Source organism: Methylobacterium haplocladii (assembly GCF_007992175.1).
Classification (GTDB): Bacteria; Pseudomonadota; Alphaproteobacteria; order Rhizobiales; family Beijerinckiaceae; genus Methylobacterium; species Methylobacterium haplocladii.
The window spans coordinates 66,391-80,912 of the sequence record NZ_BJZT01000020.1 but is presented as its reverse complement, the minus strand read 5'-3'; the positions used below and the strand labels follow the sequence as shown (position 1 = coordinate 80,912).

Annotated in this window: 13 protein-coding genes; 9 read left to right on the top strand and 4 right to left on the bottom strand. The window is 68.2% G+C overall.

Annotated features, from left to right (window positions below; all coding sequences use genetic code 11):
- Positions 1 to 191 precede the first annotated feature (191 nt).
- The 4 genes from MHA02_RS10335 (at position 192) to gatB (ending at position 4,555) form a co-directional block, all read left to right on the top strand.
- Positions 192 to 692: a GNAT family N-acetyltransferase gene (locus MHA02_RS10335; RefSeq protein WP_373318345.1), complete on the top strand. Its 501-nt coding sequence runs from the start codon at positions 192 to 194 to the stop codon at positions 690 to 692.
- An 83-nt stretch (positions 693 to 775) separates the two neighbouring features.
- Positions 776 to 2,173, top strand: a complete 1,398-nt coding sequence (locus MHA02_RS10330; RefSeq protein WP_147078553.1) for a GntP family permease — start codon at positions 776 to 778, stop codon at positions 2,171 to 2,173.
- A 53-nt stretch (positions 2,174 to 2,226) separates the two neighbouring features.
- Positions 2,227 to 3,009, top strand: a complete 783-nt coding sequence (locus MHA02_RS10325) for a class I SAM-dependent methyltransferase (protein ID WP_147078552.1) — start codon at positions 2,227 to 2,229, stop codon at positions 3,007 to 3,009.
- Positions 3,010 to 3,082: 73 nt separating this feature from the next.
- On the top strand, positions 3,083 to 4,555 hold the full coding sequence (gene gatB, locus MHA02_RS10320; protein WP_147078551.1) for an Asp-tRNA(Asn)/Glu-tRNA(Gln) amidotransferase subunit GatB: 1,473 nt from the start codon (positions 3,083 to 3,085) through the stop codon (positions 4,553 to 4,555).
- Positions 4,556 to 5,059: 504 nt separating this feature from the next.
- On the opposite strand, the gene MHA02_RS10315 is transcribed toward gatB, so the two are convergent.
- Entirely contained in the window at positions 5,060 to 5,560 is a 501-nt protein-coding gene (locus MHA02_RS10315) for a DUF3280 domain-containing protein (protein ID WP_373318344.1), read from the bottom strand.
- 172 nt (positions 5,561 to 5,732) lie between these two features.
- Here MHA02_RS10315 and MHA02_RS10310 point away from each other — a divergent pair, with 172 nt between their 5' ends.
- Positions 5,733 to 7,064, top strand: coding sequence for a flavin monoamine oxidase family protein (locus MHA02_RS10310; protein WP_373318346.1), 1,332 nt, complete (start codon positions 5,733 to 5,735; stop codon positions 7,062 to 7,064).
- A gap of 87 nt (positions 7,065 to 7,151) precedes the next feature.
- Positions 7,152 to 7,793 (top strand): cyclic nucleotide-binding domain-containing protein, encoded by a 642-nt coding sequence (locus tag MHA02_RS10305; RefSeq protein ID WP_147078550.1) that lies wholly within the window; start codon positions 7,152 to 7,154, stop codon positions 7,791 to 7,793.
- A 16-nt stretch (positions 7,794 to 7,809) separates the two neighbouring features.
- Here MHA02_RS10305 and MHA02_RS10300 read toward each other — a convergent pair whose 3' ends face one another.
- The 3 genes from MHA02_RS10300 to MHA02_RS10290 form a co-directional block, all read right to left on the bottom strand.
- Positions 7,810 to 8,235 (bottom strand): cupin domain-containing protein, encoded by a 426-nt coding sequence (locus MHA02_RS10300; protein ID WP_147078549.1) that lies wholly within the window; start codon positions 8,233 to 8,235, stop codon positions 7,810 to 7,812.
- A gap of 41 nt (positions 8,236 to 8,276) precedes the next feature.
- Positions 8,277 to 9,431, bottom strand: coding sequence for a complex I NDUFA9 subunit family protein (locus tag MHA02_RS10295; protein WP_147078548.1), 1,155 nt, complete (start codon positions 9,429 to 9,431; stop codon positions 8,277 to 8,279).
- 86 nt (positions 9,432 to 9,517) lie between these two features.
- The gene (locus tag MHA02_RS10290; RefSeq protein ID WP_147078547.1) at positions 9,518 to 10,222 is read right to left on the bottom strand and encodes an alpha/beta fold hydrolase; all 705 of its coding nucleotides are present in this window, start codon (positions 10,220 to 10,222) and stop codon (positions 9,518 to 9,520) included.
- 72 nt (positions 10,223 to 10,294) lie between these two features.
- Between MHA02_RS10290 and MHA02_RS10285 the strand changes: the two genes are divergently transcribed.
- From MHA02_RS10285 to MHA02_RS10270, 3 genes are all read left to right on the top strand, one after another.
- Complete coding sequence (locus MHA02_RS10285; protein ID WP_147078571.1) at positions 10,295 to 11,590, top strand: MFS transporter; 1,296 nt, start codon at positions 10,295 to 10,297, stop codon at positions 11,588 to 11,590.
- 105 nt (positions 11,591 to 11,695) lie between these two features.
- The gene (locus MHA02_RS22680; RefSeq protein WP_238180244.1) at positions 11,696 to 14,098 is read left to right on the top strand and encodes a primosomal protein N'; all 2,403 of its coding nucleotides are present in this window, start codon (positions 11,696 to 11,698) and stop codon (positions 14,096 to 14,098) included.
- 58 nt (positions 14,099 to 14,156) lie between these two features.
- Complete coding sequence (locus MHA02_RS10270; protein WP_147078546.1) at positions 14,157 to 14,516, top strand: SpoIIAA family protein; 360 nt, start codon at positions 14,157 to 14,159, stop codon at positions 14,514 to 14,516.
- The last annotated feature ends 6 nt before the right edge of the window (positions 14,517 to 14,522 follow it).

Sequence of the window (14,522 nt, the reverse complement as noted above, 5' to 3'; positions counted from 1 at the left end):
CTTGGCGACCAGTGTTCGCGATACACCGGGGGAGTGATGTATCGGCCCGCGTTGCTGCGACTTGGATGAGCCATGGCCGTGCTTCGAGGCCCGCTGTGCGGGCACCTCAGCATGAGGATCGTGGTGTATGCCAGGGTCGTCGTGATCCGATGTCGATCGACGTCGACGGTAGAGATACGGGCTCCTGTGCAGTGACGATCGCTGATTCCATCACCATCCGCCCGGCGACCGATACCGATCGCGCCGCGATCCTCGCGATTCTCGAACCGATCGTCCGGGCCGGCGACACCTACGCTCTGCCGGGCGACTGGAGCGGCGACGCGATCCTCGCCTACTGGATGGCCCCAACCCATCGGGTCCTGGTGGCGGAGGCCGGAGGCATCGTGCTCGGCACCTGCTACATCCGCGCGAACCAGCTCGGCGGCGGAGTTCACGTCGCCAATGCCGGCTACGCTACACATCCCGAGGCCGCCGGCCGCGGCATCGCCCGCGCGTTGGCGGAGCGCTCCTTCGTGGTGGCGCGAGAGGCCGGCTTTACGGCGATGCAGTTCAACTTCGTCGTAGCGAGCAACACCCGCGCCATCGCCCTGTGGCGCTCCCTCGGCTTCGAAGAGGTCGGCCGGCTGCCGCAGGCCTTCCGGCATCCGGGCCTCGGGCTCGTCGATGCGCTCGTGATGCATCGCCGGCTCTGACAGCGGCGCGAGCGCTCCCGCCTTGACTCGCGGCCTCGGCAAGCTCGACAGCTTGATCCGAAACAGCCGGGGGAGGCGTGCCGATGAGCTTCGTGGTCTGCCTCGCCGCGCTCTTCTTCCTGATGGCGGTGGCCTATCGCGGGTTCTCCGTCATCCTGTTCGCGCCGGTCGCCGCGATGGGCGCCGTGCTGGTCACCGACCCCTCGGCGGTGCCCACGATCTTCACCGGCCTGTTCATGGAGAAGATGGTCGGCTTCCTGAAGCTGTATTTCCCGCTGTTCCTGCTCGGCGCGGTGTTCGGGAAACTGATCGAGATTTCCGGCTTCGCCCGCTCCATCGTCGGCGCGGTGACGGGGCTGCTCGGACAGGGCAGGGCGGTCGCGGCGATCGTCCTCGTTGGCGCGATCCTGACCTATGGCGGCGTCTCGCTCTTCGTGGCGGTGTTCGCGGTCTATCCCTTCGCCGCTGAACTGTTTCGCCGGAGCGACATCCCGAAGCGCCTGATCCCCGGCACCATCGCGCTCGGCGCCTTCACCTTCACCATGGACACGCTGCCGGGCACGCCGCAGATCCAGAACATCATCCCGACGAGCTTCTTCAAGACGGACTCCTACTCCGCGCCGTGGCTCGGCATCATCGGCGCGGTCTTCGTCTTCGCCCTCGGTGTGAGCTGGCTGGAATTCCGCAGGCGCCGGGCGGCCGCGGCGGGCGAGGGCTACGGCGCGGATCATGCCGAGGAGCCGGTGGCGAGCGAAGACAAGACCGCGATCCATCCGGCCGTCGCGCTGCTGCCGCTGGTCATCGTCGGCGTGGGCAACAAGCTGCTCCTATCCTGGATCACAGGGTCCTACGGCGCAGAGGCCTCCGCCGCGCTCAACCCGGAGATGATGGCGCATCCGGTCACGGTCCAGGTGAAGACGGTGGCGGCGATCTGGGCCGTGGAAGGCGCGCTGATCCTCGGCATTCTCGCCACCGTGCTGCTCGGCTTTCGCAACCTCGCGGATCGCTTCGTCGCGGGCTCGAAGGCGGCGGTAGCCGGCTCGCTGCTCGCCGGGATGAACACCGCGACCGAATACGGCTTCGGCGCCGTCATCGCGGCACTACCGGGCTTCAAGGTGATCTCGGATGCGCTCTCGACGATCCCGAACCCGCTGGTGAACGAGGCGGTCACGGTCAACGTGCTCGCCGGCGTCACCGGCTCGGCCTCCGGCGGCCTGTCGATCGCCCTGGCGGCACTCGGCGAACGCTTCGTGCAGGCGGCGAACGCCTCGGGCATCCCGCTGGAGGTCATGCACCGCGTCGCCTCCATGGCGAGCGGCGGCATGGACACGCTACCGCATAACGGCGCCGTCATCACGCTGCTCGCGGTCACCGGCCTGACCCACCGGCAATCCTACGGCGACATTTTCGCCATCACGGTGATCAAGACGCTGGCGGTGTTCTTCGTGATCGGCGTGTATTACGCGACCGGGATCGTGTGAGGACGGACCGGTGGCTCCTGAACTGGCCGGACCCGTCACGCAGAAGGGTGACGATGAAACGGCGCTTCCTGACGAACGAACCGAGCCATCGCAACGCCTACGATCTATTCGAGGGGCGCTGGGCGAGCGACCTGAGCGAGATCGAGCCGAGCCTGCCGGCAGCGGGCTTTGCCGGATTCCGGCAGGATGGGCGGCCGCTTGAGGCCGCCGCGCATCTCGGCCGGGGCGGGCGGTTCGACGGCTACGACGTGCTCGAACTCGGTCCGCTGGAGGGCGCCCACACCTATCAGCTCGAAGGGCTCGGGGCGCGCAGCATCACGGCGGTGGAATCGAACTCGGATGCGTTCCTCAAGTCGCTGATCGTGAAGAACATGGTCGGGCTGAACCGCTCGACGTTCCTGCTCGGCGACGTCAGCCGCTACCTCGAAGCGCCCGGGCCGCGCTACGACGTGATCTTCTGCTGCGGCATCCTCTACCACATGCTCGATCCGGTCGAGCTGATCCGGCTCGCTGCCGCGCGCTCGGACCGGCTGTTCATCTGGACGCATTACTTCCTCGATCAGCCGCGACTGCCTGCCATGACGATGCGCGAGGTCCGGCATGGCAGCCTGACGGTGCGGCTTCACGAGCTGACCTATCGGCATCGCGGGCTCGGCCAGTTCCTCGGCGGCAACCAGCCGAAGACGCGCTGGATGGAGCTGCCCGAGATCCTCGCGGCTTTGCATCATTTCGGGCTGTCCGAGACCACCGTGATCCGCGACGACCCGAACGGTCCGAACGGCCCGGCCGTGACCCTCGCCGCGAGCAGGCCGGGCGCGGCGCCACCCTCGGCTTGACCGCTCCGGCGCGGTCTCCCTACACACGCAGCAAGGGTCGGGTCCTGTCCCGGCGACAACGACGACGGACACGATGAACGCGCCGGTATCCCCGAACAAACTCATCAAGGGCGGCCTGCACGACTGGGAGGTCGTGATCGGCATGGAGATCCATGCCCAGGTCACGAGCCGCTCGAAGCTGTTCTCCGGCGCTTCCACGGAGTTCGGAGGCGAGCCGAACGACCACGTCTCGCTCGTCGACGCGGCGATGCCCGGCATGCTGCCGGTGATCAACGAAGAATGCGTCGCCCAGGCCGTGCGCACGGGCCTCGGGCTGAAGGCCAGGATCAACAACCGCTCGGTCTTCGACCGGAAGAACTATTTCTATCCGGACCTGCCGCAGGGCTACCAGATCTCGCAGTTCAAGGACCCGATCGTCGGCGAGGGCGAGGTGCTGGTCGATCTCATCGACGGCTCCACGATCACGGTGGGCATCGAGCGCCTGCACCTCGAGCAGGATGCCGGCAAGTCGCTGCACGACCAGGACCCGACCAAGAGCTTCGTCGACCTGAATCGCTCCGGTGTCGCGCTGATGGAAATCGTCTCGCGGCCCGACCTGCGCTCTGCCGAAGAGGCGCGCGCCTACGTCACGAAGTTGCGCACGATCCTGCGCTACCTCGGCACCTGCGACGGCGACATGGAGAAGGGCTCGCTCCGTGCCGACGTGAACGTCTCGGTGCGCAAGCCCGGCGACCCGCTCGGTACGCGCTGCGAGATCAAGAACGTCAACTCGATCCGCTTCATCGGCCAGGCCATCGAGGTCGAGGCCCGCCGCCAGATCGCGATCATCGAGGATGGCGGCAGCATCGACCAGGAAACGCGCCTCTACGATCCGGGCAAGGGCGAGACCCGCTCGATGCGCTCGAAGGAAGAGGCGCACGATTACCGCTATTTCCCCGACCCCGACCTGCTGCCGCTCGAATTCGACCAGGCCTATGTCGAGAGCTTGGCCGAGGGCCTGCCGGAGCTGCCGGATGCCAAGAAGGCGCGCTTCATCGCCGATTTCGGGCTCAGCGCCTACGATGCCGGCGTGCTCGTCGCCGAGCGTTCCTCGGCCGACTACTTCGAATCGGTCGCCCGCGGCCGTGACGGCAAGGCCGCTGCGAACTGGGTGATCAACGAGCTCTTCGGCCGCCTCAACAAGGAAGGCCTCGGCATCGAGCAGACTCCGGTCTCGGCCGAACAGCTCGGCGGCATCGTCGACCTGATCGGCGAGGGTGTGATTTCCGGCAAGATCGCCAAGGATCTGTTCGAAATCGTCTGGACCGAAGGCGGCAGCCCGCGCGAGCTCGTCGAAGCCCGCGGCATGAAGCAGGTCACCGATACCGGCGCGATCGAGGCGGCGGTCGACGACATCATCGCCAAGAACCCGGACAAGGTTCAGCAGGCCAAGGAGAAGCCGACGCTGCTCGGCTGGTTCGTCGGCCAGACCATGAAGGCCACCGGCGGCAAGGCCAATCCGGCTTCGGTGAACGCGCTACTGAAGGCGAAGCTGGGGATCGACTGACGGTCGCCGGACAGCCGAATATGCCCGCGCAGCCCAACTGCCGGGACGTGCCAAGTCTCCGAATTCCGCCGCGGGCGAACCGCGGCGGAAGCGGCTTGAATTGGGGCTGATGCGTGTTCGAAGTCGTACCTAGGAAGGTCGCTTCTGCGCCCCTGGAGCCGCCTCCGTCCGGTGGCTCGTCGTGGTGAGCCGCTCGATCTCGGGCCGAACCGTTCCCGAGATAGTCTAAGCGGCTTTCTGCTGGGGTGGAGTCATTCCTGTCTCCTTCAGCCAGATCTCTTCGAAACAACGAACGCGATGTCGCCGTCTCTCCGAGATCTCATGCTCCTCTCGCGAAGCACTCGAGGAGACTGCGACTGTACTGCCGGCCCGTCAAGCCGGAATCGCGCCCAAGCTTATGCTTGAACGAATGGAAGAATGCTTTCCAACGCGGCAGGCGCGTGTTGTCAGAGACTTACCGCGATGCAGCGTCGTTGGAATTCTCATGCGCCCGCATGGCGGCCATCAGCGTTCGAGGAGCTGGTTCTTGAAGAGGTATTTGATGCCGCGGTCGAAGGATTCGTCGGTGTTGCCGCGCAGGTCGACGCTGTAGGCCTTCTCGGGCGCGCCCTCCTTCAGCGGCTTGAAGTAGACGTTCATGTTGAGGATCAGGTTGGAGACCTTCTGCACCTCACCGACGAAGATGCCCTCCACCCCGAGCGTCTTGCCGAAGGTGTCGGCGCAGCCGCCACAGGCACGCAGATCGGCCGTCTTGGCGACATCCGCCTTCACCGGGTCGGTCGAGACCAGGGTGTAGCGGCCCGTGTCCTTCAGAAGCGTGCGGAATTCCTCTGTGGTCTTCTGGAGCCGGGCCTTGTCGTCCTCGGTAGGGGGCGTCGGCGCGCCCTTGGCGAACTGGAAATCGAACACCGCGACCTTTTCGGGTTCGGCGCTGGCAACGGTGACGAGCGGCAGGGTCGCTGCGATCGTGGCCAGGCAGCTCGCGATGCATTTCATCGGCGTCATGTCGTTCCTCACTGATGTTCGGCGATGGACGTCTGCGATCCATTCAAGAGGCCAACGCGAGGACCGAGCGTTCGATCATTAGAGATTTGTGAGGGCAACGGGCGGTGAGCGAACTGCCGTGTTGTGCGGCGTCCCCGGTGACGGCGCGGTCTGGATCTGCCAGCAGGCGGCCATGAAGGTCTCGCGCGCCGCCATCCTCCCGCCTGCCCATGCCCGCTTCCTTCCGACCGTCGCGCCGCGCTACGCCCCGTTGCCCGCCTCGCCCGATGTGGTCGTCGTCGGTGCTGGCGCTGCCGGCATCGCTGCCGCGCGCGCGCTCATCGAGGGCGGCTTGTCCGTCGCCGTGCTCGAAGCCCGTGATCGCGTCGGCGGCAGGGCCGTGACCACGAGCCTACGTGGCCACGCGATCGATCTCGGCGCGCATTGGCTGCACGCCGGTCCGGTCAATCCGCTGGTCGCCCTCGGCCGCGCGCGCAGCGAGCCCCTGCGCAAGGCGGCACAGGACAGTCATCTCGTCATCGGTCGCCGCCCGGCGCGGCCGGCCGAGAAGGCTGCCTTCTCCCGCGCGTTCGACCGCGCCGACCGCGCCATGACGCTCGGCGCGTCGCGCGCGGTCGAGGACCGCGCCGTCGGTTCCCTCGTTCCGGTCGGGCTTGGACCGTGGCGGGACCGGATCGCGCTGGTCCACGCCCTCGTTTCCGGCCGCCCCCTCGGCGAGGTCTCGCTGCACGATTGGCCGAGCCTCGAATACGGCGACAACTTTTTTATCGGCGGCGGCTACGGCGCGTACCTTGCGCGGCTGGCCCAGGGCCTGCCCATCGCGCTCGGGACCCCAGTCAGCCGCATCGACCGGTCGGCACACGGCGTGAGTGTCGAGACGGAGAACGGAGCGGTCCTGCGCGCCGACGCCGTGGTCGTCGCCGTGCCGATCATGGTGCTGCAGGCGAGCGTGCGCTTCACGCCGGTCCTACCACCCGAGATCCGCTCGGCGATCGACGGCTTCCGCTCCGGTACCTACGAACACGCCGTGCTTCACTGGCCCTCGATGCCGTTCCGCGGTCGCGACCGGCTCGCCAGCATCGTCGGCGGACGGCAGAGGCCGCCGGGCCTGCTCACCCGGATCGACGGGACGCCGTTCCACTACTTCGAGATGGATGCCGCCATGGCGGAGGCGCTCGACGCGAAGCGCGACGGCACGGATGCCGCCCGGCGGCTCGTCCGCACGATCTTCGCCGAGCATTTCGGCCACCGTGCCCTGCACTATCTCGGCATACCCGCTGTGACCGAATGGCGGCATGATCCCTGGTCGCTCGGCTCCTGGGCTGTCGTGCCGCCCGGCCACGCCCACGCACGAAGCACCCTGACGGCCCCGGTGGACGACAGGCTGTGGTTCGCGGGTGAGGCGCTGTCGCGCGAGCAATGGGGCACCGTCGGAGGCGCCTACGCCGAGGGGCTGCGAGCGGCCGGCGAGATCGTCGAACGGATCGGGCGCGTTCAAGCCTGAGCTGCGCCGTGATGCCTCACCAGTGTCGCATCCCGGATCTAACCGGCCGGTCGGACGGGCAGTCGGTACCTCGAGGCGGAGACAGGCATGAACTGGGTCGAGGCGATCGGCTACGCCGGCACCGTGCTCACCGTCGCCGCCTCGGCGATGAGCACGATGATTCCGCTGCGCATCGTGGCACTCGTGGCGAGCTGCGTGGTGATCACCTACGGCGTCCTGATCGGCAGCATGCCGGTGGTCCTCACCGAGGCGATCCAGATCCCGTTCAACGCGTGGCGGCTCTTCCAGATGGTCCGCCTCGTGCGCGACGTAGGCAAAGCCGCTTCCGGCGACCTTTCCCTGGACTGGCTCAAACCCTTCGGCACGACGCGGCGCTTCAAGGCGGGCGAGACGATCTTCCGCAAGGACGACGCGGCCGACGAGATGTTCACCATCGAGAGCGGCGTCTTTCGCATTCCCGAGCACGGCATCGACCTCGGCGCCGGCGACGTGGTCGGCGAACTCGGCATGCTCTCGCCCGGCAACAAGCGCACCGGCTCGCTCGTCTGCGTCGAGGCCGGCCGGGCGTTGTGTCTGCCGTACTCGGAGGTCAAGCAGCTCTATTACCAGAACCCGGAATTCGGCTTTTACTTTCTAAAGCTGACGAGCGAGCGGCTATTTCAGCATGCCGAGAGCTTTCCCGCAGAATCGGCGGTGAAGCCGATCCCTGTCACGGCCGATGTGTTGTGAACGGCGGGAGGAGTGCCTATCGATCCTGCTGCCGCATGAAGCTCTCGGGCGTGCCGGTGCCGTCCTCGACGAATCGGATGTCGCGCGGCGCGCGGCGGGGCGTGTCGACCGAAAGGAATACCACCGGCTCTTCCAGGATCTGCGGTACCGAGTGGACGACGCCGCGCTTGAACACCACGAGCTTTCCCGGCCCGACCTCGACGGGCTCGTCCTCGCCGAACTTCATCAGGCAACGGCCGGACAGCGAGTAGAGATACTCGTCGCAAGTGGCGTGGGTGTGCGGCGGTGTCGGCTTGTAGACTCGGAAAACCCGGGCACTGGCGGCAGCGTCGTCGATGAAGCGGTGGTCGGCGACCATGGTATCCGAGGTCTCGGGCAGCCGGGCGGCGTATTCCGCCACGTCGAAGACGGCGTGATCCAGGCTCGACGTTTCACCCGACATCGTCTCGCTCCCTCTCGGCTTCGTACCGAACAAACGCCCGTTCAGCGGCGGGTGCCCCAGCGCTGGCCCATCCCGCTCGCCGGCGCCGAGCCTTGTCCGATGGCCGGACCGCTCGCGGTGCGGGGATGGTGGGCCGAGCCCGGTCCGGCCGGCTGCGGCGCAATCGAGTCGGGGATCGCCGCCTCGCTCTCGGTGCCGCGTCCGACCGCGAATTGGCCATGCTTGCGGTACGTCCAGAGATAACCCGGCACGACCGCCTCGACCGCCGTCGGCACGATGCCGAGCGCCTCGATGGTGCGCCCTTTGGCCTTTGCGTGCTCCGAGACCACGTTGTCGGTCGCAAGCATCACGACCTGGTCGCGGGTCAGCTTGAGGAAGTCGGGCATGAGGCCGAACGTCGCCGTGTTCACCAGTTCGAGCACCCGCGCCTGCAGGCGTGCCACCGGCCAGGGCATGTCGGCGACGAGGCGCCGGCGCATCGTCACGTCGAGCATGTAGCGGACGAAGTGTTCCAGGGTGCCGATCTCGGGTCCGCCGAGTTCGTAGACCGTGCCGGCCTCGGCTTTGCCATCGACGGCCCGGGCGATCGCCTCGGCGACGTCGCCGACGAAGACCGGCTGGAACCTGGTCTGGCCACCCGCCAGCGGCAGCACCGGCAGAAGGGTGGCGAGCGTTGCGAATCGGTTGAAGAAGCCGTCGCCGGGCCCGAACAACAGCGAGGGCCGGAAGATGATCGCGTCTGGCCGCGCCTTCAGCACTTCGGCTTCGCCGAGCGCCTTCGACGCCGCGTAGCGCGACTCGGAAGCCGGGTCGGCCCCGAGGGCCGAGACGTGGACCACCCGGGCGCCGACTTCGGCCGCGGCGCGTGCGATCTCGCCCGCACCCTCGGTCTGCAACTTGGAAAAGCTCTGGCTGCCGCTTTCCTGCAGGATGCCGACGAGGTTGATCACCACGTCCGCATTCTCGACCGCACGGCGGATCGAGTCGGGATAGCGCAGGTTCGCCTGCACGGCCACGATCTGACCGACCCAGCCGAGCGGCTGCAGGAACAGCGCAAGATCCGGCCGGCGCACCGCGACGCGGATGCGGTATCCGCGCTTGGCCAAGGCACGCACCACGTGGCGTCCGATGAACCCGGACCCGCCGAACACGGTCACGAGCTGATCTTGCGGGCGGGTCGGGGGATCGATGCTCATCGCCGAACGAACCTGTCTCGAAAGCCGGCGGGACCGGACCCAAGGGGTCATCGTCCCGGCAGGCCGCTTCTTAGAACAGTTTCGGTTCAGCGGGGAGCATGTTCCGCACGCGAAAACGCCGCCGGCTCGCCGAAGCGGCCCTCGCGCACGAAGTGCAGTGCCTCGCGGATGACGCGGGGGTTCCACATCATCATCGCGTGCGTCGTGTGGAGGGTGATGTGCCCGCTCATGCCGGGCACCCGCGTGCGCGCGACCGTGACGCGTCCGTCGTTCGGTCCCGGCAGCACGAACAGGGATTCCAGCGGATACAGGCTGCGGTCGGCGGCGATGATGCCGAGCGGGTAATCCACCGTACCGAGGAGCCGTCTCAGGCCCTCGCTGCGCTGGGTCACGAGTTGCGCGCCCGAGGGGCCGAAGAACCGGCGGAAGGCCCGCAGGCGATGCAGCGCGTCGGCGACCTCGCTGCCGCCGTTCGGCGGCGCCAGCATCACCACCCGTCCGAGGTTTTCCGGGCGATGCCGGGTGATCAGCGCGCGGGCCACGAGCCCGCCCATCGAGTGCGTGACCACGTGGAGCCGTGAGACCCGCGCCGTGAACGCGTCGATCTCAGGGATCAGCAAGGTGGCGATCACCCCGAGCGAGGCCTGCCGCGCCGGATAGTCGAGGTTGAGCGTGGCATAGCCCGCTTTGCGAAAAGCCTGTTCGATCCGGCCCATGGAGGAGGCGCGCCGCGCCGTGCCGTGCAGCAGCACCACGCCTTCCGGTGCATTCGTTTCGGGATCGATGCCCATTCACCCCTCGTTTGAGGGCAGGATACCGCGAGGGTGAGCATCCGCCCACCGCAGCAGGCGAGCCGACGGGTGATGACGAAGGCTGGCGGCGTCGAGAAGGGCAGTGGGCTCGCCGGCTTCCTCATGCTCTTCGCGGCGCTTTACGGCGCCTATGGTGCTCTCTCGCCGTTCCTGCCGGCCTTCCTCGCCGCGCGCGGGCTTACGCCCCAGGAGATCGCGACGTTCCTGGCCACGGCCACCGTGACGCGGCTCGTTGCCGGGCCACTCGCCGGAGGACTGGCGGACCGGAGCGGCCGGACGCGAGGGCTGCTTGCGCTCGCCCTCGGTCTCGCCGCCGCCTGCAATCTCGCCTTGCTCGGCGGCCATGCCTTCTGGCCGCTGATCGCCATCGGCGTGGCCCAGGCCGTGGCGACGGCACCGCTCGCGCCGCTGGCCGACGTGCTGGCACTCGCCGCCGCGCGGGGCGGCCGGGCGTTCGAGTACGGCTGGGTAAGGGCAGCCGGCTCCGCCGCCTTCATTGCCGCGACGATCGTGTCGGGGTTCTTGGCGGAGGTCTGGGGGAACGCGGCAGGACTTTGGCTCTGCGGCGCAGCCTTCGGACTCGCGGCGCTCGTAGCGACGCGGGTCGCTCGGGCTTCCGTCCCAGCCGGTCATCCTGACGTGTCGGATCGAAGCGGAGGCTTCGAGGGCAGGCTCCAGGGATCGATGCGCGAACCGGACCCCTCCTTCGAAACTCGACTACGCCTCGCACCTCACGATGAGGGGCTGGGTGGGATTGCCGAACCGGGTACGCGGACGCGCGGCTTCCGCACCCTCGCCGCCAACACCCGCTTCCAGCGGCTCGTGCTCGCTGCCGCCCTCGTGATCGGCGCGCATGCCATGCACGATGCCTTCGGTGTCATCGTCTGGCGGGAGGCGGGCATCTCTCCGACGATCGCAGGCCTACTGTGGTCGGAATCCGTCGCGGCGGAGATCCTGGTTTTTCTCTGGGTCGGCCCTCGTCTTCTGGCCCGGATCGGTCCGCCGGGTACCATGGCGCTGGCCGCCTTGGCCGGATCCCTGCGCTGGGTGGTCCAGGGCACGACGTCCTGGCTGCCGGCGTTGGTCGGGATCCAGTGCCTGCACGGGTTGACCTTCGCGGCCCTGCATCTCGCTTGCCTCGCCCTGATCGAAGAGAGCGTTCCCGAGCGCCTGCGCGCGACGGCGCTCACGGTGTATGGCACCTTCGGGCTCGGCCTCGCCTCGGCGCTGCTGACGCTCGTGGCCGGCCAGCTTTTCGCGACGGTTGGCCTGAGGGCGTTTTGGGCGATGAGCGTGCTGAGCCTCGCGGCGGTACCGCTGGCTCTGTCGTTGCGCGTGAAGAATTGACGTCTTCCGGCTGGCAGGCCGAGGAACGGCCGCTCTGGATCGACGCCAGTTCAGTACAAATATAGAACATGTCCGCGCGCCCCTGGTCCCGCAGCTCCCGATCCCATGCCTCAGACCGCCGACGTCCTGATCCCGCTCGCGCTCGATACCGCCTACAGCTACGCGGTACCGGACGGCCTCGTGCTGAGCGTGGGCGACGTCGTGCAGATCCCGCTGGGCCCGCGCGAGATCGCCGGCGTGGTCTGGGGTGTCGCGGAGCGGCCGGCCGGCGGCAGCAACCTGCGGCCGGTGACCGGCCTGCTGGACGTGCCGCCCCTGTCCGAGCCGCTGCGGCGGCTCGTCGACTGGCTGGCGCGCTACACCCTGGCGCCGAAGGGTTCGGCGCTCGCCATGGCCCTGCGCCTGCCCGACGAATCCGCCCGCACCGAGACCATGCGCGTCGGCGTCCGCTCCGCCGGCAAGCCGCCTTCCCGCCCGACCGCCGCGCGCGCCAAGGCACTCGCCGTGGCCGCCGACGGTGCGATTCGCGGCAAGGGCGCGCTCGCCAAGGAAGCCGGCGTCTCCCTGAGCGTCGTCGACGGATTGATCGACGACGGGGCTCTGGAGGCGGTGCCGCTGGTGCCGGAGCCGGTGGCGCTGCGACCCGATCCGGATTTCCTGAGCACGGCGCATCTTTCGGAGGCGCAGTCAGAGGCTGCAAAACAGTTGAACGCCGCGTTCGACACGGGTCTTTCCTCGCCCCGCACGCGGGGAGAGGGCCGCGACGGCCTCGTCGTCGACGCGGCAAGCCCGCCGGGCGGAGGTGAGGGGGCTTCCCGGGACGAGCTACTTCTGGCGACACCCCCTCACCGTCGGCTGCCGCCTCGCTCTGCCGACGACGAGGTCGGCAAAGCCCCCTCCCCGCCTGCGGGGAGAGGGGATGCGCACGACGCTCCGCTGATGTCCGCTGCAGCCGGAAGGCCGGTCCAAACCATTCTCCTCGAAGGCGTCACCGGCTCGGGTAAGACCGAGGTCTATTTCGAGGCTGTCGCCGAATGCGTGCGGCGGGGCCGGCAGGCGCTGGTGCTGATGCCGGAAATCGCGTTGACGGCGCAGTTCCTCGACCGATTCGCCGCGCGGTTCGGGGTAAGGCCCGCGACTTGGCATTCGGGGATCGGCGGCCGCCGCCGCGAGCGGCTGCGGGCTGCGGTCGCGACCGGCGAGGTCTCGGTGGTGGTCGGGGCGCGGTCGGCGCTGTTTCTGCCGTTCCGAGAGCTCGGTCTCATCGTCGTCGATGAGGAGCACGAGAGCGCCTACAAGCAGGAGGACGGCGTCCATTACCACGCCCGCGACATGGCGGTCGTGCGGGGCAAGCTCGAGGGTTGCCCCGTGGTACTCGCCTCCGCGACGCCCTCGATCGAGACGCGGGTGAACGCCCAGCGCGGGCGCTACGGCCGCATCGTCCTGCCGGAGCGCTTCGGCGGCCGGCGGCTACCCGACATCACCGCCATCGACATGCGCCTCGACAAGCCGGAGCGCGGGCGCTTCCTGTCGCCGCCCATGGTGGCTGCGGTGAAGGCCGCCGTGGCCGAGGGCGAGCAGGCGCTGCTCTTCCTCAACCGCCGCGGCTACGCCCCGCTCACGCTCTGCAGCGCCTGCGGCCATCGCTACCAGTGCCGCAACTGCTCGACTTGGCTCGTCGAGCACCGCTTCCGCAAAGCGCTGGTCTGCCACCATTGCGGCTATACCGAGCGCAAGCCCGAGGCTTGCGTCGAATGCGGCGCCTTCGACCACCTGACACCCTGCGGCCCCGGGGTAGAGCGTATCGCGGAGGAGGCGGCCGAGCTGTTTCCCGACAAGCGCATCATCGTGCTGTCGAGCGATTTTCCCGGCGGCACCGAGCGGCTGCGGCAGGAGTTGGAGGCAGTGGCGGCCGGCGAATGCGACATCGTCATCGGCACGCAGCTCGTCGCCAAGGGCCACAACTTCCCGCACCTGACGCTCGTCGGCGTGCTCGACGCCGATATCGGCTTGACCTCCGGCGATCCCCGCGCGGCCGAGCGCACGTTCCAGCTGCTGCAGCAGGTGACGGGCCGGGCCGGCCGCGGCGAGCGGCCGGGCCGGGCGCTCGTGCAGACCTTCCAGCCCGACCACCCGGTGATCGCGGCCCTGCTCTCGGGCGAAGCCGAACGCTTCTACGACGAGGAGATCGCGCAACGCGAAAACGCCGGACTACCGCCGTTCGGGCGGCTGGCCGCGCTGATCGTCTCGGCAGCCGAGCGCGACCTCGCCGAAGCGCACGGGCAGGCGATGGCGCGCGTTGCCGACCCGCCGGCCGGAGTCATGGTGCTCGGCCCAGCCGAGGCGCCGCTGGCGCTGATCCGCGGGCGCTACCGATTCCGGCTGCTGGTAAAAACCGACCGGGGCATCGACATCCAGAGCTATCTGCGCGATTGGCTGGATCGGAGTCCGAAGCCCCGCGGCAACGTCAAGGTCGCCATCGACGTGGATCCGCAGAGCTTCCTGTAGCGGATGGCAGCGTTTCTGCGTGCAGAGGCCGCCCGACATCGCAAGGAGCGCTAAGACCGTGCTGACCTACGAGAAAAAACCCAAATCCGATTACGGCGAGATCGTCGTTGACGGAAAGATCTCCGACGAGGAGATGAACACCGCCATAGACAAGATGAAAGCCGACCTGGACAAGGGCGGCAAGCTCAAGCTTCTCGAAGACATCCGCGCCTTCGAGGGCATGGAGCCGGCGGCGTTCTTCAAGGACCCGCGCTTCGGCATCTCGATGATGAAGGGCGTCAGCCATGTCGCGCTCGTCACCGATGCGCAGTGGCTGAAGGTGGTTGCCGAGACCTTCAGCTTCGTCTCGCCCACGCAGATCAAGGTGTTCGAGCGCGCCAAGATCGACGAGGCGCGCGCCTGGCTGTCGGCCGCCTGATCCGAC